The sequence below is a fragment of the Amycolatopsis ponsaeliensis genome (assembly GCF_030182635.1).
Lineage (GTDB): Bacteria > Actinomycetota > Actinomycetes > Mycobacteriales > Pseudonocardiaceae > Amycolatopsis > Amycolatopsis ponsaeliensis.
In genome coordinates, this window is the sequence record NZ_JAPZLD010000019.1 from 80224 (window position 1) to 97716 (window position 17493).

The 17493-nt window shown below is 66.1% G+C and carries 23 protein-coding genes; 17 read left to right on the forward strand and 6 right to left on the reverse strand.

Features of this window, described 5'->3' with window-relative positions; translation table 11 throughout:
• Positions 1-10: 10 nt before the first annotated feature.
• Entirely contained in the window at positions 11-1213 is a 1203-nt protein-coding gene (locus tag QQ657_RS27105; protein ID WP_284745186.1) for a M14 family metallopeptidase, read from the reverse strand.
• Positions 1214-1319: 106 nt separating this feature from the next.
• Positions 1320-1907: a TetR/AcrR family transcriptional regulator gene (locus QQ657_RS27110; RefSeq protein WP_284745074.1), complete on the reverse strand. Its 588-nt coding sequence runs from the start codon at positions 1905-1907 to the stop codon at positions 1320-1322.
• Between the two features lie 122 nt (positions 1908-2029).
• On the opposite strand from QQ657_RS27110, the gene QQ657_RS27115 reads away from it, so the two are divergent.
• The 6 genes from QQ657_RS27115 to tcmP all read left to right on the forward strand — a co-directional run bounded on the left by QQ657_RS27115 (position 2030) and on the right by tcmP (position 6683).
• The gene (locus QQ657_RS27115) at positions 2030-2485 is read left to right on the forward strand and encodes a GreA/GreB family elongation factor (RefSeq protein WP_284745075.1); all 456 of its coding nucleotides are present in this window, start codon (positions 2030-2032) and stop codon (positions 2483-2485) included.
• Positions 2486-2659: 174 nt separating this feature from the next.
• Complete coding sequence (locus QQ657_RS27120; RefSeq protein WP_284745076.1) at positions 2660-3142, forward strand: hypothetical protein; 483 nt, start codon at positions 2660-2662, stop codon at positions 3140-3142.
• 16 nt (positions 3143-3158) lie between these two features.
• A complete protein-coding gene (locus tag QQ657_RS27125; protein WP_284745077.1) occupies positions 3159-3869 on the forward strand; it encodes a hypothetical protein in 711 nt (236 codons plus the stop codon).
• 528 nt (positions 3870-4397) lie between these two features.
• A complete protein-coding gene (locus QQ657_RS27130; protein WP_284745078.1) occupies positions 4398-4688 on the forward strand; it encodes a PadR family transcriptional regulator in 291 nt (96 codons plus the stop codon).
• The gene (locus QQ657_RS27135; RefSeq protein WP_284745079.1) at positions 4685-5329 is read left to right on the forward strand and encodes a DUF2314 domain-containing protein; all 645 of its coding nucleotides are present in this window, start codon (positions 4685-4687) and stop codon (positions 5327-5329) included. Before QQ657_RS27130 ends, QQ657_RS27135 begins: the two co-directional genes overlap by 4 nt.
• A 211-nt stretch (positions 5330-5540) precedes the next feature.
• Positions 5541-6683 carry a three-Cys-motif partner protein TcmP gene (gene tcmP, locus QQ657_RS27140; protein ID WP_284745080.1) on the forward strand — a complete coding sequence of 381 codons (1143 nt, stop codon included), beginning with the start codon at positions 5541-5543 and terminating at the stop codon, positions 6681-6683.
• Here tcmP and QQ657_RS27145 read toward each other — a convergent pair.
• Together QQ657_RS27145 and QQ657_RS27150 are read right to left on the reverse strand one after the other, a co-directional pair.
• Positions 6643-7443, reverse strand: coding sequence for a DUF5131 family protein (locus QQ657_RS27145; protein ID WP_350310708.1), 801 nt, complete (start codon positions 7441-7443; stop codon positions 6643-6645). The genes tcmP and QQ657_RS27145 overlap by 41 nt on opposite strands.
• Before the next feature lie 276 nt (positions 7444-7719).
• On the reverse strand, positions 7720-8871 hold the full coding sequence (locus tag QQ657_RS27150) for a helix-turn-helix domain-containing protein (protein WP_284745082.1): 1152 nt from the start codon (positions 8869-8871) through the stop codon (positions 7720-7722).
• Between the two features lie 150 nt (positions 8872-9021).
• On the opposite strand from QQ657_RS27150, the gene QQ657_RS27155 reads away from it, so the two are divergent.
• The 7 genes from QQ657_RS27155 (at position 9022) to QQ657_RS27185 (ending at position 11587) form a co-directional block, all read left to right on the forward strand.
• Positions 9022-9183 (forward strand): hypothetical protein, encoded by a 162-nt coding sequence (locus tag QQ657_RS27155; protein WP_284745083.1) that lies wholly within the window; start codon positions 9022-9024, stop codon positions 9181-9183.
• Positions 9180-9377 carry a hypothetical protein gene (locus tag QQ657_RS27160; protein WP_284745084.1) on the forward strand — a complete coding sequence of 66 codons (198 nt, stop codon included), beginning with the start codon at positions 9180-9182 and terminating at the stop codon, positions 9375-9377. Before QQ657_RS27155 ends, QQ657_RS27160 begins: the two co-directional genes overlap by 4 nt.
• On the forward strand, positions 9374-9673 hold the full coding sequence (locus QQ657_RS27165) for a hypothetical protein (RefSeq protein WP_284745085.1): 300 nt from the start codon (positions 9374-9376) through the stop codon (positions 9671-9673). Before QQ657_RS27160 ends, QQ657_RS27165 begins: the two co-directional genes overlap by 4 nt.
• The gene (locus QQ657_RS27170; RefSeq protein WP_284745086.1) at positions 9660-9908 is read left to right on the forward strand and encodes a hypothetical protein; all 249 of its coding nucleotides are present in this window, start codon (positions 9660-9662) and stop codon (positions 9906-9908) included. Before QQ657_RS27165 ends, QQ657_RS27170 begins: the two co-directional genes overlap by 14 nt.
• Positions 9908-10240 (forward strand): helix-turn-helix domain-containing protein, encoded by a 333-nt coding sequence (locus tag QQ657_RS27175; RefSeq protein WP_284745087.1) that lies wholly within the window; start codon positions 9908-9910, stop codon positions 10238-10240. The genes QQ657_RS27170 and QQ657_RS27175 overlap by 1 nt, the downstream gene beginning before the upstream one ends.
• On the forward strand, positions 10237-10566 hold the full coding sequence (locus tag QQ657_RS27180) for a helix-turn-helix domain-containing protein (protein ID WP_284745088.1): 330 nt from the start codon (positions 10237-10239) through the stop codon (positions 10564-10566). Before QQ657_RS27175 ends, QQ657_RS27180 begins: the two co-directional genes overlap by 4 nt.
• Before the next feature lie 124 nt (positions 10567-10690).
• Positions 10691-11587, forward strand: coding sequence for a phosphotransferase family protein (locus tag QQ657_RS27185; RefSeq protein WP_284745089.1), 897 nt, complete (start codon positions 10691-10693; stop codon positions 11585-11587).
• On the opposite strand, the gene QQ657_RS27190 is transcribed toward QQ657_RS27185, so the two are convergent.
• The gene (locus QQ657_RS27190; RefSeq protein ID WP_491047358.1) at positions 11546-12961 is read right to left on the reverse strand and encodes an NsdA family TPR-like regulatory protein; all 1416 of its coding nucleotides are present in this window, start codon (positions 12959-12961) and stop codon (positions 11546-11548) included. The genes QQ657_RS27185 and QQ657_RS27190 overlap by 42 nt on opposite strands.
• A gap of 184 nt (positions 12962-13145) precedes the next feature.
• Between QQ657_RS27190 and QQ657_RS27195 the strand changes: the two genes are divergently transcribed.
• On the forward strand, positions 13146-13346 hold the full coding sequence (locus QQ657_RS27195; RefSeq protein WP_284745091.1) for a hypothetical protein: 201 nt from the start codon (positions 13146-13148) through the stop codon (positions 13344-13346).
• Here the strand turns inward: QQ657_RS27195 and QQ657_RS27200 are convergent.
• Positions 13343-13696 (reverse strand): GntR family transcriptional regulator, encoded by a 354-nt coding sequence (locus QQ657_RS27200; RefSeq protein WP_284745092.1) that lies wholly within the window; start codon positions 13694-13696, stop codon positions 13343-13345. The two genes, QQ657_RS27195 and QQ657_RS27200, sit on opposite strands and share 4 nt — an antisense overlap.
• Before the next feature lie 143 nt (positions 13697-13839).
• Here QQ657_RS27200 and QQ657_RS27205 point away from each other — a divergent pair, with 143 nt between their 5' ends.
• The 3 genes from QQ657_RS27205 (at position 13840) to QQ657_RS27215 (ending at position 17124) form a co-directional block, all read left to right on the forward strand.
• The gene (locus tag QQ657_RS27205; RefSeq protein ID WP_284745093.1) at positions 13840-14073 is read left to right on the forward strand and encodes a hypothetical protein; all 234 of its coding nucleotides are present in this window, start codon (positions 13840-13842) and stop codon (positions 14071-14073) included.
• A 91-nt stretch (positions 14074-14164) separates the two neighbouring features.
• On the forward strand, positions 14165-14953 hold the full coding sequence (locus QQ657_RS27210) for an ABC transporter permease (protein ID WP_284745094.1): 789 nt from the start codon (positions 14165-14167) through the stop codon (positions 14951-14953).
• Positions 14953-17124 (forward strand): P-loop NTPase family protein, encoded by a 2172-nt coding sequence (locus tag QQ657_RS27215; protein WP_284745095.1) that lies wholly within the window; start codon positions 14953-14955, stop codon positions 17122-17124. The genes QQ657_RS27210 and QQ657_RS27215 overlap by 1 nt, the downstream gene beginning before the upstream one ends.
• Positions 17125-17493: the final 369 nt, after the last annotated feature.

Here is a 17493-nt window from a genome sequence, read left to right on the forward strand (position 1 = left end):
GCCCGGCGCGTCACCCGGTGATCGCCGCGTTGATCAGGATGTCGACGGCTTTGTCGTTGCGCGTGGTCTGCGGGACGATCTGGGTGTCGCGCGGGTAGAAGCCCGGGCTGCTGCCCTTCGGGTACATCTCGAAGGTGAAGCTCCAGATCTTGTGCGTCGCCCACATCCAGTCGTTGACGCTGCCGTCGGTGATGTAGAGGTCGCTGGACTGCTGCGGCGTGTAGCTGTTGGTCGCCGCCATCTGCTTGCCGAGCGTCTCGAACTTCGTCGCCTCGGCCGCGGTGAGCCCGGGCGCGGTCCGGTCGTAGGTGTAGCCGAACGGCCAGAGCACCAGCTCGGAGTAGGTGTGGAAGTCGATGTGCGTCTTGATCTGCTGGACGCCGCCGACCACGCGGGAGTTCACCCAGTTCGAGACGGCCCGGGCCTCGGGGGCGGAGAACGCCGCCGTGCCGCGGTAGGTCTCGCTGGACGTCGAGCCCGACGAGCCGCCGCAGCAGCCCCACTTGTAGCCCCAGTTGCGGTTGGTGTCGGTGCCGGCGCCCTGGCGGTTCTTGCGCCAGCTGTGGAACGTACCGCCGGAGATGTCGTACTCGGCGCCGTCCGGGTTGACGCTCGGGACGACCCAGATCTCGGTGCTGTCGACGAGCCGCTTGATCGCGGGATCCGTGGCGTACCCGCTGGTCAGCCGCTGCACGATGTGCAGGCACATCTCGGTGGTGAGGTGCTCGCGCGCGTGCTGGTTGCAGGTGAACAGCACCTCGGGCTCGTTCTCGTCGGTCGCCGCGTTGTCGGAGATCTTGATCAGCGAAAGCGCGCGGCCTTCGTACGAGGTGCCGGCGCTGCCGAGCTTCGTCAGCGACGGGTAGTTCGCGACGGCCTTCTGCAGCTCGGTCTGGGTCTCGGCGTACGTGTGGTAGCCGGTGTAGCCGGCCGGGAAGTCCTCGACGGTCGCGGTGCTCTGCGGCCGGTCGACCGCGCCGAGCGCCTTGACGCCGAAGCCGAGCGCACGCAGCTGGGCCGCTTCGCCGGGGTTGGCGATGACCGTCGTCGTGCCGTTCGCGCTGTCGAGGATGTCGGCACCGGTCCTCGCGACCTCGGTGCGCTGCTGGGCCGTGCCGGTGCCGCTCACCTCGTAGACCTGCGGTCCGGCCGGCTGGGCGACGGCCTGGCCGCCGGTGGCGAGCATCAGAAGGACGGCCGCGGCCGCCGCCATGCACGTTCGTGGGCGCATCACGTCTCCTGCTCTCGGGGGTGCTTCGACCTTGGCGGGAGCCGGACGTAGTGCGCAATCCGTACGTCTACGGATCTATAGGGCGTTTCTAGCCGTAGTTGGCGAAGCAGAGCGCCTCGATGTCGGCACGCAGCGTGGCGAACGGCCGAGGGCGCACCCGCTGCTGGACGACGGTGCCCAGCAGGTACGACAGCAGCGCGCGGGCCCGCGCCCGCGGGTCGTCGACGTCGAGCGGGGCGAGCAGCTCGGCCAGCAGTTCGGTGAGCGACGTGAGCATGACGTCGATGGCCTGCGGGTGCTGCGCGCGCCCGGCCGCGATCCAGTACTCGAACCAGAGGAACGCCGCGTTGGGGTTGCCCGCGAAGACGCTCAGGTACTCCTCGAGGACGGCGAAGAGGCGCACGCGTGGCTCGTCGTGCTTCGCGGCGACCTCGCGCAGCCCCGCGGCGAAGGCGGTGATGTGCGCGGCCATCGCGCGGTCGATGAGGACGTCGATGTCGGCGAAGTAGTAGTGGATCGCGCTCTTGGTGAGCGGGCCGGCATCGGCGATGGCCCGCACGGTGCACCCGGCGAGCCCGTCGCGCGCGAGGACGACGCGCGCGGCTTCGACGATCTGTTCCTGCTTGGCCAGCTGGTTGGGAGAGAGCCGCTCGCTGCGACCGGGGACTGCGCTCACGGTGATTCTCGTTACCTTCTTCCTGGACTGCAGCCCCGAATCCTAGGGCAGACGTCCTGCGGGTGGCCCCGGGGTGAAAAACCGGATTGGCCACCCCGGTCCGCGCAGCGGACAATGCGCGCATGGTGATCTCAGGGGACAAGGGGCTCAGCTCGGCTGCGCGCAGCCAGCTGGAGAAGGAAATCGCGAACTTGCGTGCTCAACGCGAGGCGCTCGCGCCGCAACCCGGCGAGCAGGAGCGCACGGGGGACGCGGCGGACCAGGCGGACGTGATCGACCGCGCGGAGGCGGCAGCCCGGCTCGACCGCCAGATCGCGGACCTGGCGGCGAAGATGGAGCACGGCGGCTACGGCAACGCCCAGCTCCCCGACGGGACAACGGTGGCCCTCCGCTTCTCGGACGGCGACGAAGAGACGTTCCAGGTGGTGACGGTCCCGGGCGAAGACGCGGACGCGATCACTTCCGACAGCCCCCTGGGCCTGGCCCTGGTGGGCCGCAAGGCGGGCGACGAGATCACCTACCGAACCCCCCGAGGCGACGCGAAGGCCACGGTCCTGAAAGTAACGCCCCCGAAGTAAGCCCCCCGCCCCTCCGAAGGCCCCCGGCCACGAGCCGGGGGCCTTCGTTCGTCCGGGCAGTGATCTCCCCACTCGCCGGGCGACCGGCTCTCCAATTGATCACACAGAGTGCCGACTTGTAACGAAGCGGAGTCAAGCCACGATCGACCTGACATGCTCAACGAGCTCATTCGAGTGCAGAACGGACGTGCCGTCCTCGCGGACTCGGTCACCAGTGTGGCCAAGGCGCTGAACCCGCTGGGTGCGGCGGCCGAGATCGTCGCCACCGTCGGGGCCTGCGCGGTGGAGATCGGCCGGTTCCGGATCGAGAAGGGCAGGCTGCAGGCCCGGCACGACACCGCGACGAAGCTGATCCGCGCCCGCCAGAGCACGATCATCGGGCTCTTCGACACCCGGATGCGCGACAGCGAACAGATCAAGGTGTCCCTCGACGAGCTGCACCACGGCTACCGCGAGATGGTGCGGATGGCCTGCGACCTGCGCATTTCGTCGTCCGAGAGGATCGCGACCCAGGGCACGCTGACGATCCTCTCCGGTCAGATCATCGGCCACCACGCGAACAGCGGCGACACGCTGGTCCGGCTGAGCGACTCACTGTCGGTGGCCGAAACGAAGACGGCCATCGCGGCCTGGCGCGGCCTGGATTCCCGCCGCTGACGAAAGCGACTTCCCCGTGCAGAAAGCGCTCGGCTGCCTGATGGGCGCGTTGTTCGCCCTCGTCCTGCTCTCGTCGTTGCTCGAGGGCGTCGTCCGGCTCCTCGCTCACGAATGGCCGTACCTGGTCCCGGTCGTGACGGTCCTGCTCGCGATCGACGTGGTGTTCCGGCGCCGCCGGCGGGCGACCGCCGAGCAGGCGGAAATGGCGACGATCACCAAGCAGGTGGCCGAAGTCGAGCGGCTGCGGAAGCGCTCGGACCACGCCGTCCAGGTACTTGCGGCGGACCGCGTCGTGCTCGAGCGCAAGGCGCGCGAACTGGACCAGCTGCGCCGGACAACGCACGGCGAGGTCAACTTCCGGCTGCTGACCCAGCGCCACCACGCATCTCGCCTACTGGCCGACGAGTGGCACGGCCACAAGCACCAGGCAATGGGCTCGAAACGCGAACTGGCAGCAGGCGTCCGAAAACTGGAGCACCACCTGTCAAACGCGGCCCGCGGCAGAGCCCGCCTACGCCGCCACGCGGAGGCAACGCGCACAACGGTCCGCACGCTGTCGGCGGGAGTGAACCGGGTCCAGCAGGAGATAGCCCGCAGCAACAACGAGCTGACCCGCTTCAACCAGGCAACAGGCAAGCTGAGGGACCACATCCACACAAGCTGCGGCCCCCGAGGAAGCCGCTGGTACGAGAACCTCCAAGAACGCACCCGCCAACGAGCGAGCTAGAACTTCCCTCAACCGGGTGGTTCTGAAAGAACAAATTCGCGCATCCGCTCCCAAGCCGACCACGCGGGGGGCCGGGGGCGGAGCCCACCGGACGGGGTGTGGGGCGGAGCCCCACAAGACACGCGAAGCAAGAAAATGGCCCCTGCCCTCGAGGGGCAGGGGCCAACCACTTGCTGAGCCGCCTAGGGGAATCGAACCCCTGACCTATTCATTACGAGCGGAATTCGTCACTTGTTGACCTTAGCCTCAGGGCTCTGACCTGCGCTTCCAAGGTCCCTGTGCGTCCGTGCGCGTCCGGGGTTGACCACCCGGATTGTCACTCATTGAGCCACTCACCAGGCCGCAGCAGGCTGGAGACAGCAACTGGATGTACGTGCCCCGCATGCCACTCAGCTCGTTCGAGGAGCCGAGGACCGACCGGTCGCCCCCTCGCCCTCTTTCGCTGGAAGGGCGCCCTACTCACCGTAGACACCAGTAAACTACCTATGTAGATTACGAGACTTGCGAAAGACACATGCGTTAGTCCAGGTGACGATCGCCATACTGGACGACCCGACAGGTCGACACTGGGGTTACCACCTGTCCAAGACGGCCGGCGTGCGGTCTGGCGTGCTCTATCCGATCTTGACGCGGATGCTGAACGAGGGCTGGCTCACTGATGGCTGGGAAGACCCTGCAACCATCAAGGGCAAACGTCCACCCCGCCGGTACTACGAACTGACCGACGAGGGACGACTAGCACTCGGTGGGATCCTTGTCGACGCTCGTCGCGACGCTCGTTTCACCGACCTCCCCGGTCTAGTCGGGCGGTTCGCATGAACGCGACCGAACTACTCCAGAGCTTGGCCTCGTGGCCGACGTTGCTGATCGCAATCGTCGTGTACGGCTTCGCGCCAGGCTTCGTCCTGCGCCTCGTCGTTATGGTTTACGAGCGAGACGACCCTCGACGAGCAGAGCTGATCGCCGAACTGTACGAGGTTCCGCGCCTTAAGCGTCCATTCTGGGTCGCCGAGCAGATCGAAACTGCGATATTTGATGGCCTTGGCCCGCGCATCAGGTGGACGCTTACGGGGCGTGTCATCCTGCGCTGGAAGCTCAAGTCAGGTGTCAAACTGAATCGCCTTCACCCGCAGTCATTCTGGATCCCAGAGGAGGAAGAAAAGGACGCGATTGAACCCGGCGCCGTCGTCAAGCTGATGTTTGATCAAAGCGACGGCTGGAGCGAACGCATGTGGGTCATCGTTGAAAAGGTGGGCCGCCGGAAGCTCGTGGGTTCTCTGACAAATAGACCACTCGCGTTCCCGCGACTGGACGTCGGCAGCAAAATCAAGTTTCAGCGAGAGCACATTATCGACATCGATTTCGACCCCCATACACAGATGCGCAAGAGACAGCACACCACGACGTGCCATCACTGCATTAGCGCAAATGCACCTGATCCGATTGAGGATATAGGGTAGAGCGCCTGAAAGACGCAACACGCGGACGCCGTCGGTGAGCGTACCCACCTTCGCCGTAGAACATGTGTACGATTCGGCCTGCAATCCGGCGTGACACTGCAGGCAACCATCGCAGACCGAGCGGGTTCACCACCGGACTGGCGGATCGATCGCCGCCATACGTGCAACTACCCTTGTCTGTCTAGATCATGACACGGAGGGGATCGAGCCGATGAGTAGCAACAAGAATTTCTTTCTTTCCCCTCAAGCCGCGGCGGTCTATAAGCATAAGCTACTAAAGAGTTACACCCCCGCCTGGGCGGGAAAGGTCGGCTCAACATCAGTCAACAACAAGATAGTTGTTTACGACGCTTACTCCGGCCCCGGGCGCTACGAGGACGAAAACCCGGGATCACCTGAGCTTCTAGTCGACACAGCAGTGGCTATGGCAAGCTTGCGATCAGTGTACTCGGTTTTTAGCGAGAAAGAGCAGGACTACTGCGATAAGCTTTCCGAGCTACTGAAAAGCAAGGCCGTAGATCCCTCCACATACGAGGTCCTTCAGGGGCCAGTTGAAAAGCACGTCGACGACGTTTTAGCGAAGACCGACGGACTGCCCCTCCTTGTCTTTCTGGACCCCTACGGTCTAACAATACCCTTTGAACGTGTCGTCCATGTCCTTACCTCACGAGACAGGCCAGCGACGCCGAGCTTTCAGCAGCCCAAGACCGAGCTTCTTATGAATTTTTCATACGAGGCCGTTCGGCGGATTTCAGGCGTGGTTCGTAGCGAAAAAGAATACCCTGCAAAAGAAGGCCAGATTCGAGCCCTCAACGAAGCGCTCGGCGGTGACTGGTGGCAGGAGATAGCTCGAAATGAGAACGAAGGCTGGGTTCAGGAAGTACTGCATGGCTACGCAAACCGTGTCTGCCGGGCCGCAAATTATGGCACGATAACTGCCAACGTTGCCGACTCGCTAGAAGCACAGCCAGTATACGAGCTAATCCTCTTCACCCGCCACTGGGATGGTTTATGGGAGATGGCGCGATCGATGTCCATGGCTCGCCAGGAGTGGCGCCAATGGCTCGCATCGCGCCGCGAGGAAGCCACCGGCGGCCAAGAAGAGCTACGTGGACTCAGCTTCGACGACAACAAAGAGGCCTGGATTGACGAGATCGCAACCAACATCGAATCAATATTGAGCAGTCAACCCGGCTTCGTCATTGAAAGCAAACTCGGCGAACTACTTGGTCGCACATTGGGACTGGCTCGCGAAACACACATTCGAAGCGCACTCAAGATCCTAAAGACTCGAAACATCATCAAGACAGTTCCTACAGGGAAGCTTCAGCGAGCGTACGTGGAGCGTGCCTAGGAGTCGGCATCTCACTCCAGAGCTTACCGTCAAGCGTACGACCGCCGCTTTTTGCCCGAACGCCACCCCATTGCTTAAAGAAAAATGGGGTGGAAAATTCACGACACCTGTCTCGGATCTCGCGAACCCACTCAGGGTCCAATGATCGCGCGTTAGGTCCACTTTCCCCACCAGCGATCACCCAGTCGATTCCATCGAGCGGAATGCCCGACAATGGGCCCAGCAATGGCTCGCAAGATAGGAACCTGACCGCAGCGGGAACGGCTTGCAGATGACTTACCCGATCGAATTGATCAGCTGATTCAACACTGACGCCCATCCAAACATTTTCAGGCCAGTGAAGATCTGAGGCTAACCGGAGAAGCCTCTTGCTACGCTTGGTTAGAATTTGATAGGTATGCTGCGGCGTCTCACGCATAACCTGAAATACGTCGCGCACAAATGACACCGGAACACGAGCATGAAACAGATCACTCATTGAGTTGACGAATACCAGGCGCGGCTTTCGCCATGCATACGGGGCGGAAAGGGTATCCTCGTGCCACGCAACCCCAAATCCCGGACCACTCGTTCGCGGATCACCATCAGTTTGGTACTTCTCGACACCCATCGCCTTGAGCCGCTTCGCGAGAGCCAGGGCATAGCAGTTGTCGCACCCCTCAGAAACGCGATCACACCCCGTCGTGGGGTTCCATGTCGCTTCAGTCCACTCGATCGCGCTCTTGTCCGACATAGGTACAGAGTAGCCCCTCGAACACATGTTCGACCAGTGTCAACTTGACGGCGTTCCACCAGTTGGCCTACTCGCGGGACGCTTGCGCCTTCAATCCGGAGCGCTCGATGGAAGTCGCTGAGCCTGACCAACGTCACTGCTTACGTCGTCACCGACCCGCCCAACGCGTTCGACCACCGGACTTCCTACCCGACATGATCGTGTTCTACGAGCGAAGACCCAGCGAATCCGAACGTGCTTGTGGGATCGCCACCGATATCGTTATGTCACATCACACCGTTCGAAGCGCCTACTGACACCCTTCTAGGAAGTCTTGATTAGCCCCATCCGGTCGGCCATGCCGCGGACCTCGCGAGCGACGCCCTCGCGCCGGGCGCGGGCAAGCATCGTGGAGATGATCTCTCTGACGAACGGGTTCGTCCGGGTTCGGATGTGCCCTAGCTTTTCGGCCTGGACCAGGAGCGCCAGCACCTCCTCGTCGGGCCGGCGGATGCCGTAGAGCGCGCGGGCGTGCTCGATCAAGAACGTCGTGCGGCGCGAGTCGATCGTCAATTCGGCCGGATCGACGGTCGCGGCAAGCTGGGCCGCCTCGGCGTGGTCACCTCGTTCAAGCGCAGAGGAGATCCGCCAAAGGACGACGTTCGGCGGGCTGAACAGCAGGAAGTTCCGGTTGCCGTACTCGACGTGCTCGGCCAGGCCAGCGGCTTCGTCGAGCGCGGCGGCCGCATCTCCGCCCAGCACGGATTCGGTGTAGCCCGAGGTCAGGGTGAGCGCGCCGCGCACGTCGTAGGCGTCGGCCGGCACGTAGTCCAGGGCGCGTTCTGCGAGCTTGCCGGCGCGCTTGTGCGCGCCGAGCCCGGAAAGGGCCTGCGTGCGCGCGAACTCGGCGAGCGCGATCCAGCCGGGCTCGCCGAGCCGAGCTGCGGCCTCGTGACCGCGGTCTGCGGCGATCCATGCCAGCTCGAAAGCGCCGAGCCCCTTGGTCAGCAGCGCGGTGGTGTGCGTGGCGGTGACGAGCGAACGGAGTGCTTCCGGCTTGCTCACGTGGGTGTGGAGCGCCAACAGCAGGTCAGGGAGCCGGGCGCCGACCTCGGCGTCTTGGTTCGCCTGGCGCAGCGCGGCGAGCAGCTGCGTCTCGGATAGCAGCTGGCCGAGATCACCGATCGGCGATTCGGTGCCGTCGAGGTCCGTGCTCAGCAGGGCGTCACGGATGGCGGGAATGGCGGTGTCGGCCTGTGGGTCGCGTATCTCCAGGCCGTCGCCGGTGATGTCGGACAGGCTGACGCGCAGAGCGCCAGCGATCGCGACGAGCGTCGAGCGCTTGTCGATCGCCGTGCGTTCGTTCTCGATCTTGGACAGGTAGCCCTTCGACAGGCCGGATAGGCCAGCGAGCTGGTCCAGGGACAAGCCGCGCCAGCGGCGAAGGCGGCGGATCGTGGTGCCGATCGAGTCCATGCGTTCAGCGTACCTATCCAGGTTTCCCAGGAGGAAACCTTTGTGACCTGCATCTTTGTACGGTCACTCACTATGCGTGATCCATTACGTACCCGCCAGGCCACAGAGGGCGTCGACCTGCGAGGCGCTCCCGTCCTCCTTAAAGTCGAAGTGCGGGCTGACGGTCGGATCACGCTGACCAGCTCGACGCCGCCTGGAGAGCCGATCTTCTTCAGCGCCGAGCGGGCCGCACAGCTGCGGAACCAGCTCGGCGACGCACTGACGATCTCCCTGCGTGACGCGCGGACGGGTCGGCCAGGAGTCACGTCATGAACTGTGATTCCCGCGAGGGCCGACAGGCCCTTTGGAGCGGCCCGTCGGTGTTCAACAACCGCGGCCAGCGGCTCAACGAGATCGACCTGAGCACCTACCGGGCCCCGAAGACCCACGCCGATATGACCGACGCCGACTGGGAACAGGCCGCCGTCGCGCTCCGGGAGTTCGAGGTTGAGCGGGGCATCCGATGACCGCCGTGGACGACCGTCCTCTGACGCGCGCCGCCACTCCTCGGGGCGATTTCTGGGAGTGGCACGAATTCACCGACGGCGACGGATGGGCGCACCTCTACTTGCACTCGGAGATGACCAATCTGCGGCTCGTCATGCTGCTGCCCTGGTGCCTGGTCAACGATCGATTCCCGCTGGAGCACGACCGGCCCAGCATCAGCCGCCGCCGAGTGATCCCACGACCGGGCCGGATGTGCCCGGTCTGCGGCAGCCAGAACGAGCACCGGCGAATCGAGGTGCCGTGTGGACGCGCGTGACCGCCAGCTGCTCGCTGGCCTGGCGAAGGTCAATACCTCGGTCGGACGCGTGACCGTCGAGCTGTTGACGCTGCAATCTGACGATGCCGGGTACGCCACCGGACTGCGCACGCTCGGCCGCCAGCTCGTCGACATCGGAGCCGAGCTGACCGCGCGCGCGGACGAGCTTGACGGCGGATCGCTCGACGCGGCGGATCGGAACTCTGCCCCGGCGATCGAATCTGGAGAGTCCTGATGACGCCGGAGGATTCCGCGCTCCTGCGTGACTGGTACACCGCCGGCGCGACGATCGAAGACCTCGCCGCACAGAGCGGACTCAGCTACCGCCGGGTGCGAGAGACGCTGATGGCGCTCGGGGTGCCGATCCGTCCGCCGATGCGACGTGTACCGCCGTGCCCGCCCGGGTTGGCCACGACGTACGAGCAAGGCGCATCGATCCGCCAGGTGGCCAGCAAGTACGACCTCACGTACAGCCAGACGAGGAACATGCTCCGCCACGCTGGGGTGACGCTGCGCGGACAAGGTCAGCCAAGTTTGCGGGTGGCTCGTCGCGGAGGTGCCCGGTGACGACCGATGATCTGGAGCTGCGCAACGCCGCCATGGTGGAAGCCGTCAACGGCGGCGAGTCCTACAGCGAGGTCGCTACGCGTTTCGACCTGTCGCTGAGCTGGACCGGCACGGTTTTGCGAGCCAGCGGCGCTGCTCCGCCTGCTCACGGCAAGGGCTTCCGAGTTGAGCTGGACTTCGCTCCCTACGTTCTTGGCTACGACGCTGGCGGCACCGTGCGAGAGCTGGCTGAGGCTGCGGCGACCACCTACAGCACGATGCGCCGTGGCCTGCTCCGCGCCGGTTGTGAACTTCGACCGCGCGGCGGGCCTCGTCCGCTGAGATGACTCCCGGCCGGCGCGTTGAGGCCCCGACCAGCGCGCCGACCGGGTTCCACCCCCGCGTCATTCGGCGCGCACACGTTCCCGCCGAAGCTCTAGCCTGGCCGAGGCACCCCGATAGAGGAGTCTGATGACCACGACGAAGGCCTTCACGTCAGAGCGGACACAAGCCGTCTTCGAGGCTGCGTGTGCCTTCGCCGGGCTCGACGCGGCCGGCGCGAAGCGGGTCCGGTTCGGGGAGAACGCCATCTTCCGCCTGGCCGACAGCTCGGCTGTGGTCCGCGTCGGACGTTCGATCCCTGCCGCGACGAAGGAAGTACTTGTCGCCGGCTGGCTCGCGGAGAACGGGTTCCCCGCTGCCACGTCGCTACGCGGAGCCGAACAGCCGTTCATCGAAGACGGGCTCCCCGTCACCTTCTGGAACTGCCTCGAAGAGGACAACACCCCGATCACGCCGGCGGAGTTCGGGAAGCTGCTCCACGACCTGCACGCGCTCCCCCACCCGAAGGACTTCCGCCTGCCGGCGTTCTCGCCGATGCCGAAGGTGGAACCTCGTCTGCAGGCTCTGAAGGGCAAGCTCCCTGAGGCTGACCTCGACTTCCTGCGCGAGCGGTACGAAGAGCTGACCGAGAAGTTCCAAGACCTTGAGTTCCCGCTTCCCGCCGGCCCCGTGCACGGCGACGCGCACCCCGGGAACGTCATGCGTGCCCCGGACGGGACGCTGAACCTGATCGACTTCGAGGACTTCGCCTTCGGGCCGCGCGAGTGGGACGCGGCCGTGCTTTCGGTCCGTCACCAGGCGTTCGGTTGGGCTTCCGAGGCCGAGTACGACTCGTACACCGAGGCGTACGGGTTCGACCCGATCAGCTGGGACGGGTTCCCAGTGGTCAGGGCTACCCGTGAGCTGAACATGACCATGTGGCTCTCGCAGACCGTCGACGAGTCCGCCGAGGTCAAGGCCGAAGTTCAGAAGCGGATCGCCGACCTACGCGACGATCAGGCGCCCCGCCACTGGAAGGTCTTCTGACGGCAGGTGGATGCTGGCGAAGTCGAGGAACTCCTTCACCAGCGGGTCACCGGCGTGCCCGCCCAGCCGGCCGCGGAAGTCGTCGAGATACGAGATGACGCGGAAGGACTTCAGCTTGGCCGCGGTATCGACGACGGCCCTGGCGACGTCCAACGCCTCTTCGAGGTTCCCGCCTTGCAGGTGCGACGTGGCGAGCACGGTCCGACAGAACGAGAGGCTCCGGACGTAGGTGGACTCCGACGCCGCGATCGAAGCGGCGGCGTGATGGTTCGCCAGTTCGGCGTTCCCGATGTCGCGGAAGCAGTGCGCGAACTCCGCGTGCAGCTCGGCTTCGTCGAAGTAGTGAATCCACTCGGGGTCGTTGTCCCGGTTGCCCTGGCCGTGCCAACGCTCGGCCGTGAGCAGCGCGGCCGTGACGTCCTCCTGCCGGCCGAGCGACGCGAGTGCCCTCGCTTCCATCGCGTGGAAGAGCGCCATCGTCGTCGGGGTGGCGTAGCCGTTGGCGCCCTTGTAGGCGGCTCGTGCCAGGTCGACGGCGCGCTGGAAGTGCCCTAGGAAGTTCGCCTGGTGCGACATGCCCGCGAGGATTCGGCCGCACAGCGGCTTGTCACCGGCCGCCTTCGCCAGGCGAAACGCCTGCGTCAGGTACCGCTGAGCGAGCCCGTGCGCGCCCGTGTCGTACGCAGTCCAGCCGGCGAGCCGCGTCAAGGCCGCGACCTCCCGGAAGTACTCACGCCCGACCGGGTCGTGCGGGGACACGTGGCCGATGTTCGGCAAGATCTCCTGGTCGAGGAACGATGCGACGAGCGACTTCGGCCGGCCGCCGCCGTACTTGTAGTCGAAGCTGCTGAACATCGCGGTTGCCTCGCGAACCGCCTCGACGTCCACGACGGTGATCGAGCGCGGCTCGGCCGGCGGCCGCGATCCTTCGTTGTCCGAGTCGGTCAGCCACCGGATGACCAGGCCGCTCCAGGCCTCCGGCACGACGGCCAGCGGGCCGACCCGCTTCGGTGTCCGCAGCTCGAGTTCGGTGATCGCGCCCAGCGCGACCAGGCTGTGTGCGATCTCCTCGGGGTACTCCAGACCAACGTCGTCCGAGGTCGTCTCGGCGCCACCGCCGAAGCCGATCTCGTCCAGGCCGACAGGCCGACCGAGCAGCTCACCGAGGACGCCGGCGATCAGCTGACAGGTGCGCGGGTGCGGCTTCGTGCCGTCGAGCCAGCGCTTGACCGACACGTGGTCCGCGCTGACCAGCTCGCCGCCGTCTCTCTGGCTGCGTTCGCGCACGCGGCGGGCGAAACCCTTGTTCGTCGCCCCCGCCTGTCGCATAACCGCAGCTAGAAGTGCGTTCGGCTGCTTCCCCTTGTCGACCACCGGTACCTCCGAAGGTCATTAAAGCACCCCCCGTGCACCCCCCACGTGCAAAAACGCACCCCCACGTGCACACTGCTGCACCGCCGCCCTCCCGCGGTTTCCTGAGTTCATCAGCGACAACGCCGGATCGAAAACCCCGATCCGGACCGGCCTTCCGGCCCGTCGCAGAACGAAGGAGACAGTGATGGCGAAGAGCAATTTCCCGGTTATGAAGAGCGGGAGCGGCCTGGTCGGGAAGGCGATCGGCCTGGTCGTCGGGCTCGCGATCATCGTGCTGATCGTCAAGTACCCGGCCGACTCGGCGAGCTGGGCCAGCGGAGCGGCCCACGGCGTCGGCGCAGTGATCGACGGCGTCGTGACGTTCCTCCGCGCCCTGTTCGGCTAGTTCTCCCCCAGCTTCCGCTCGATCTCGCCGAGACGCTTCCTGATCTCGGCAATGGCCTGCCAGACCCGCTCGTCTCCCGAGGCCTCGGAGCGAACCGCGGAGTCACCTTCGGCCGGCTGAGTGCGCACGAACGAACCCTTGCCGTGCCGGATCACCACCAGGCCCTCTTCCCTGAGGTGGGCAACGGCGCTCTTGGCCGTGTTCACCGCCACCCCCCAGGAATCGGCCAGTTCCTGGTAGGTCGGCAACTGCGCCCCCGGGGCGTACTCCCCCGACAGGATCGCGGCCCGGAGACCGCCAGCTACTTGCAAGAACGGCGCACGCGGGTCGTCCGGGTTCAGGGATGCCATACCACCAGCGTAGGCCAAGTCAGTTGGCTAAGTCAGTTCTCCCATGTCAGTTGACAGAGTTAATAGACAGGACTTACGTTGAGTTCCGGCCGCCACCGGCCGCTCCCGAGCGGGAGACCTACAAGTCGTTGGAGTTCACACCAATGGATGACCTCATCCCTTTGCCCAGCTACGCGCCGGACGGCCTGACCGAATCGGACATCGACGCGATGATCGCCGAGTACTTCGTGACGGCTCACGACCAAGAAGCGGCGAGCACCAGCCCGGCGCCGAGCCTGGATCGGGCCGCCACGCATCGACACGTCCGGCGCATCAGCCGCCAGAACGTCAGCTCGGCCCTCCGGGGCCGGCCGGACAGCCCCGGCGCGGCCGCTTGAAGCCGCCCCGGCCCGGCGCACGGAACCGCCAAGAACCACCCGCCGGACCGGGCTTCTCCCAACCACTTCCAAGCCAGTCAGGAGAACACCCATGGTAGGGCTCGACACGCCTACGAACACCCGAAGCGCGTACCCGCCTTCGGTCACCGACCTGCTGCCCCGTGTCCGCGAGTTCGCCGCGGACCTGGGCGAGTGCCCCTCCCGGAACCGGATCATGACCGAGTTCAAGGTGGGTGCGCCGAAAGCCCGCGCCATCCTCGCCGCGCTGAACGAGGAGGCCGACACCAAGCCCGTGCGGAAGCTGCACGCGGTGACGGAACCCGCCGAAGTCGAGGAACCGGATCAGGAGTCCGAGACCTCGGACGAACCGGCCTCGGATGACTCAGAGCCGCAGGTCAACGTCACCGCAGACCCGGGCGCGACGCCGGAGAAGGTGCGGCGGATCAAGCTGTGGCCGGTACTCCTCCTGGCCCTGCCGGCGTTCGTCGCCGTCTGGAGCGGTTGGGTCGGTCTCGGCAGGCTGACCGGGTTCGGCCCGATACAGCTCCTGCCGGGCATCTGGGACCACCTGACGATCAACTCGGCGATCACACTCCCCATCGGGGTCGAGACCTACGCGGCATTCGCCCTGCGGGTCTGGCTGTCCCCGGCGACCCGGACCCACCGAGTCCGCAGCTTCGCGAAGTGGTCCGCCCTGGGCTCGCTCGTCCTCGGCATGGTCGGCCAGGTCGCCTATCACCTGATGACCGCGGCGGACGTCGAACGCGCTCCCTGGCCGGTGACCACGCTCGTCTCCTGCCTGCCGGTGGTCGTCCTCGGCTGCGGCGCTGCCCTCGCACACCTCGTACGCGACACCACCGACCAGGAGGTGAACGACTGATGAGCACCACCAACGAACCGCAGACCGGCCGCGTGATCGCGTTCCCCAGCACGGCACCCGTCGAGGCCGACCCGTTCCTCATCGACGCCGAGTCCGGGGACGAGGCCGCGGAGCAGTCGCCGGCCGTCCCGGTGGACCGCCAGGTCACGGACGGCTCGTCGTGGCTGGACCGCCTCCGCTCACACAATCGCCAAGCGATCATTCCCAGCTACCTCAAGTCGACGTCCGAGGCGAAGGACGCCGCGAAGTGGGTGGGGAAGCACTACGCGCATAAGGCCGGCTACCACGCGGCCCGGTCACCGCTCTACGCCCTTCGGCTCGCGGTGCGTTCCCCTCGGGGCCTTTTCCTCCTGCTGGCAGCGACCGGCCGGTACGTGACCGACGCCGAAGGGCGCCCGGCCCGGTCGGAGACGGCCACGGCCGATAAGGCCGACCTGTACCTGAAGCTGTCGCAGCAGCGTGACCGGCGAGTCGTACTCCGGCTGATTCAGCTCGGTCTCGTTTCGACGGTCGGCCTGGTCCTGGTGTTCACGCTGCCGAACGTCCTGCCCGAGTGGGTGATCTGGGCCTGCGGCGCCATCGCAGTAGGACTACTCGGAAAGCTCGGGTCCACCAGGGACAACCCGGTGGTGTCGTCTCGCGCCGTCCTGTCCACTCAGGTCCAGAAGCTGACGAGTGACCACGTCGTTCAGGCGCTGTCGGTGCTCGGCATCGCGGGCATCAACCAGGCCCTTGCCAAGAACCCGAACGCGATCGGGTTCACGGCGCCGATCACTCGCGACGGGCCGGGTTGGCGCGCCGACGTCGACCTTCCGCCGGGCGTCACGGTGTCCGAAGTGGTCGAGCGGCGCGCGAAGCTCGCGTCCGGCCTCGGCCGTCCCCTCGGCTGCGTCTGGCCGGAGGGCAACGCCGAGGTTCACCCCGGGCGGATGGTCCTGTGGGTCGGCGACCAGGACCTCTCCAAGTCGCGACAGGCAGCTTGGCCACTGCGGAAGCCCGGCACCGTCGACCTGTTCAAGCCTCAGCCGTTCGGCACCGACCAGCGCGGCCGGTGGGTGGACATCACCATGATGTTCATCTCGATGGTCATCGGCGCGATCCCGCGGATGGGCAAGACGTTCACGCTGCGAGAGCTGCTACTCATCGCCGCACTGGACCCGCGGGCCGAGCTGCACTCGTTCGACCTCAAGGGAACCGGCGACCTCTCGCCGCTGGCGCCGGTGTCGCACCGGTACCGCGCCGGCGACGAGCCGGAGGACATCGCGTACGCCGTCGCCGACCTGCGCGCACTCGCCGACGAGTTGCGGCGGCGCGCGAAGGTCATCCGGGAACTGCCGAAGGACCTGTGCCCGGAGAACAAGGTCACGCCGGAACTGGCGGGCAAGAAGTCCCTCGGCCTGCACCCGATCGTGATCGGCGTCGACGAGTGCCAGAAGTGGTTCGAGCACCCGGAGTACGGCGCGGAGATCGAGGAGGTCTGCACCGACCTCGTGAAGCGCGGCCCCGCGCTGGGCATCGTGATCATCCTGGCAACGCAGCGGCCGGACGCGAAGAGCATCCCGACGGCGATCAGCGACAACGCGGTGATGCGGTTCTGCCTCAAGGTCACCGGCCAGCAGGCCAACGACATGGTGCTCGGAACCTCGTCGTACCGGAACGGCATCCGGGCCACCACGCTGTCCTTTCGGGACAAGGGCATCGGCTACCTGGCCGGCGAAGGCGACGAGCCGCGCATCACCCGCGGCGTGTACATCGACGGCCCGGACGCCGAGAAGATCGCCGCCCGCGCACGAACCGCACGGCTGGCGGCCGGACGGCTGACCGGCTACGCCGCCGGCCTCGACCTCACGCCCAAGGAGGACGAGGACACAAGCACCTTGCTCGCCGACGTGCTGACCGCGATCGGCGACGCCGAGAAGGCGTGGTCGGAGCGGATCGTGGACCGGCTCGCCGAGCTGCGCCCGGCGGTCTACGGCCCGTGGGCCGAACTGCCGACCGGCGCGGCGAAGGCAACCCAGCTCTCCACCGCGCTAAAGCCGCTCGGGATCACCACCAAGCAGGTGTGGGGCACCGACGCCGACACCGGCAAGGGCGCCAACCGGATGGGCGTCAAGCGCGAATGGATCGCCGACGCGCTGACCGAGCGTGATCGGAACCGCAAGAGCGGCTAGCTCCCGCAGGGCTCTAGGTCTAGAGCCTCGTCCCTCTAGACCTAGAGCCCTCCCTAGACCACCACAACACCGCTGATCGGCGCCCTAGCACCTAGAGGCGCGGGCCGACTGCGGCCAAAAACAGCCCCGGAGGCTCCGTTGAACCCCCTCAGCAACCCGACTGTCCTGCTCCTGATTCTTCTTGCGATTGTCACTCTCGGCTACTCGTGGTCGTGCGCGGTCTACCCGTACAAGCCGTGCCGTTCCTGCCGGGGCTTCGGTGCTTTCCGCTCGCCGTTGCTCCGCGCGATCCGGCTCTGCCACCGGTGCAGCGGCACCGGCCGCACGCTCCGCGCCGGCCGCCGCGCCTACAACTCCTGCCTCCGCGCT

What these genes read in the sequence shown, in the direction of transcription:
- QQ657_RS27105 (WP_284745186.1), bottom strand. Translation starts at nt 1,213, where the DNA reads ATGGCGGCGGCCGCGGCCGTCCTTCTGATGCTCGCCACCGGCGGCCAG.
- QQ657_RS27115 (WP_284745075.1), top strand. Translation starts at nt 2,030, where the DNA reads ATGGTGATCTCAGGGGACAAGGGGCTCAGCTCGGCTGCGCGCAGCCAG.
- QQ657_RS27135 (WP_284745079.1), top strand. Translation starts at nt 4,685, where the DNA reads ATGAACGCGACCGAACTACTCCAGAGCTTGGCCTCGTGGCCGACGTTG.
- tcmP (WP_284745080.1), top strand. Translation starts at nt 5,541, where the DNA reads ATGAGTAGCAACAAGAATTTCTTTCTTTCCCCTCAAGCCGCGGCGGTC.
- QQ657_RS27145 (WP_350310708.1), bottom strand. Translation starts at nt 7,443, where the DNA reads ATGTGTTCGAGGGGCTACTCTGTACCTATGTCGGACAAGAGCGCGATC.
- QQ657_RS27150 (WP_284745082.1), bottom strand. Translation starts at nt 8,871, where the DNA reads ATGGACTCGATCGGCACCACGATCCGCCGCCTTCGCCGCTGGCGCGGC.
- QQ657_RS27160 (WP_284745084.1), top strand. Translation starts at nt 9,180, where the DNA reads ATGAACTGTGATTCCCGCGAGGGCCGACAGGCCCTTTGGAGCGGCCCG.
- QQ657_RS27165 (WP_284745085.1), top strand. Translation starts at nt 9,374, where the DNA reads ATGACCGCCGTGGACGACCGTCCTCTGACGCGCGCCGCCACTCCTCGG.
- QQ657_RS27175 (WP_284745087.1), top strand. Translation starts at nt 9,908, where the DNA reads ATGACGCCGGAGGATTCCGCGCTCCTGCGTGACTGGTACACCGCCGGC.
- QQ657_RS27185 (WP_284745089.1), top strand. Translation starts at nt 10,691, where the DNA reads ATGACCACGACGAAGGCCTTCACGTCAGAGCGGACACAAGCCGTCTTC.
- QQ657_RS27195 (WP_284745091.1), top strand. Translation starts at nt 13,146, where the DNA reads ATGGCGAAGAGCAATTTCCCGGTTATGAAGAGCGGGAGCGGCCTGGTC.
- QQ657_RS27200 (WP_284745092.1), bottom strand. Translation starts at nt 13,696, where the DNA reads ATGGCATCCCTGAACCCGGACGACCCGCGTGCGCCGTTCTTGCAAGTA.
- QQ657_RS27205 (WP_284745093.1), top strand. Translation starts at nt 13,840, where the DNA reads ATGGATGACCTCATCCCTTTGCCCAGCTACGCGCCGGACGGCCTGACC.
- QQ657_RS27210 (WP_284745094.1), top strand. Translation starts at nt 14,165, where the DNA reads ATGGTAGGGCTCGACACGCCTACGAACACCCGAAGCGCGTACCCGCCT.
- QQ657_RS27215 (WP_284745095.1), top strand. Translation starts at nt 14,953, where the DNA reads ATGAGCACCACCAACGAACCGCAGACCGGCCGCGTGATCGCGTTCCCC.